The organism is Pseudorhodobacter sp. (assembly GCF_030452865.1).
Classification (GTDB): Bacteria; Pseudomonadota; Alphaproteobacteria; order Rhodobacterales; family Rhodobacteraceae; genus Pseudorhodobacter.
This window is the reverse complement of the sequence record NZ_JAKDLJ010000466.1, coordinates 1-2540: the sequence shown is the minus strand read 5'-3', so window position 1 is coordinate 2540 and position 2540 is coordinate 1. Positions and strand designations below refer to the sequence as shown.

The window sequence follows — 2540 nt, the reverse complement described above, 5'->3', positions numbered from 1 at the left end:
TTTGACAAAAACGCTCTTACAGAAAGTGGATTTTTCATCGCCAATTTTGTCCTTTTGACCTGTCTGATAGCTCATTCTCACGATGCGGAGGTTCGACAGAACGATCCTACAAATCCGGCTCCAGCCCCGGATGAAGCGACAGTTCCTGACCGCTTCGTGGTGGAGGCGTTAAAGCAGTTTTCGGCGGTTTGCAAGGTTAGGAGTTCCCCTCCTCATGATCGCTTGGACCCATCGCGGAGCGGTCCCGGTCTGGGCCCGGCGGGTTAGCATCAAAATGACTGACGGTGCAGAATAGCTGCGTTGTGCCGTGTACTCTGGGACAGCAATTCCGCGTCAATCTGTTGGATACCAAGGCGCTACCCAGATAAGCGCACACAATGGAAATTGTGCTTCCGCCTCAGTGCGCAATGGCACTCAAGCGGCTTCGTATGCAAACCATTCTGAAAACACACCAAATGTAAACATAGACTTAACATCCCGATCTCCAGGGCAAGGCCTTCTTCACCGCATCCTCAAATACTTGTGATCCAAACGGATCTTGCCGGAGCGCGAAAATGAATCAAACCTCTCGTCTTTCCTTACCCTATATTGCGCCTTCGCAGGCTCAGAAACACGTCACCCATAACGAAGCACTACGTCAGATTGACGCCCTGGTCCAACTTGTGGTTGAAAGCGCGAACGCTACAACCCCCCCTGCCCTGCCGGACGATGGCCTGATCTGGGCGTTGGGGGCAGGACCCACCGGCGACTGGGCAGGACATGCATATCACCTTGCAGTCTGGGTTGAAAACAGTTGGCAATTCATAACGCCGCAGATTGGATGGTGTGCCTGGGATCGCGGCAGCGATCAGCTTCGGTCCTGGACGGGCACCGACTGGGAACCCATCCCGGCCTATCTCGGCACACCCGCCAGCCTTGGTATCAACGCCAGCGCCGATACTACCAACAGGCTGGCCCTAGCCAGTGCCGCCAGCTTGTTCAACCATGACGGTGGCGGCCATCAGATCAAGATCAACAAAGCCGCTACGGCCGATACCGCAAGCCTGTTGTATCAAACTGGCTTTTCCGCGCGGGCCGAAATGGGTTTGACCGGAAATAACGATTTCTCCATCAAGGTCAGCCCGGATGGGACCGCTTGGACAACTGCCGTCGTGATTGACAAAACCACTGGCAGGACCGGGTTCGGGACCACAAACCCGATTTATAACCTGCACGTCAGCGGCACGATGTCCTATCTGGCACTGGAGGATTCTGATGGCGTGCTGGGTGGGTCGATGTCAGCAGCAGTGCGGTTGATGGCAGGTGGCGTCGAACATGGACAATTGGGCTTTCCCGGCACCACAAGCGGCACAATGTACATGCGCAACCTGCAAGGTGACGTTTACCTTGAGGCGGACAGCCGCAACTTGGGTGCCGACAGTTTCATCCGCGTTGCCGTGGACAATGTAGAAGCGATGCGTGTGCGCGCTGGTGGTGTCGGCTTTGGCACTTCCAACCCGGCTCGCCCGTTGCATGTCGCAAGCGTGATGCGATTGGAGCCGTCAACCGCACCCTCCAGTCCAGCGGCGGGGGATATCTATTTCGACAGCGCCACGAAGAAACTGCGCTGTCATAACGGCATTCAATGGAACAACCTGTTCTGATCCATTTTCCGCCGTGATAGAGACGTACTTGGCCAGCGCCCATCTTGCCGCTTCCGGACCGAACCTAGAAAGGTGCGTTCCGGCGCCGGCGCCTGGCGCTGCGCCGAAGATTTGACTCCGTCCTCTTTATGTGGCCAAGCGGTAAGACGCAGCCGTCAGGCTGCGCCATGGGCAAAGGGCACATGATGGCAGTTGATGAAGTTTCGGCAACCCGTGTTGGCGCAAGTCGATTGGTGGCGGTGGTTGTGACGCATAACCGGCTCGCGAAGCTGCAAGTCACGCTTGCCGCATTGCTGGCAACACCCGCGATGCAGTTGGCAATGGTGATCGTTGTCGACAACGCCAGTAAAGATGGCACGGCTGGCTGGCTGAAAACGCAAAACGATCCACGTCTCGATATCCGCCTTTTGCCGGACAATCGCGGCGGCGCGGGTGGGTTTGCTGCGGGCATGCAGGCTGCGATGGCCGATCACGCGCCTGATTGGGTGGTGGTAATGGATGATGACGCCTACCCGCAACCGGGAGCCTTTGGCGCGTTTCACGACACGGATCTGACGGGCTGGGATGCTGTGGCCGCGGCAGTTTACTTTCCAAACGGCGCCATATGTGAGATGAACCGACCCTCGCGCAATCCATTCTGGCATATGCCGGTTTTTCTGCGCACCCTGTTTCGCCTCGGCGGTCGCAGTGGCTTTCACTTGGATCCGGCTGCCTATGCCGATGATGCCCCGGCGCTACAGGTCGATATTACCTCTTTTGTCGGATTTTTCGTGTCGAAAGCGGCGATTGCCAAGATGGGTTATCCCAATCCGGCGCTGTTTGTTTATGGCGATGATGGCATCTACTCGCTTCGACTGAGCCAGCAGGGCGGGCGCATCGGCTTTATGCCCCATATAA

2 protein-coding genes are annotated in these 2540 nt (G+C 56.9%); both read left to right on the top strand.

Annotated features, from left to right (window positions below; genetic code table 11):
* Positions 1-554: 554 nt before the first annotated feature.
* Complete coding sequence (locus tag L0H65_RS18145) at positions 555-1643, top strand: DUF2793 domain-containing protein (protein ID WP_301460614.1); 1089 nt, start codon at positions 555-557, stop codon at positions 1641-1643.
* Between the two features lie 185 nt (positions 1644-1828).
* Positions 1829-2540: glycosyltransferase (locus tag L0H65_RS18140; RefSeq protein ID WP_301460613.1), on the top strand; the 712-nt coding region annotated here is incomplete at its 3' end.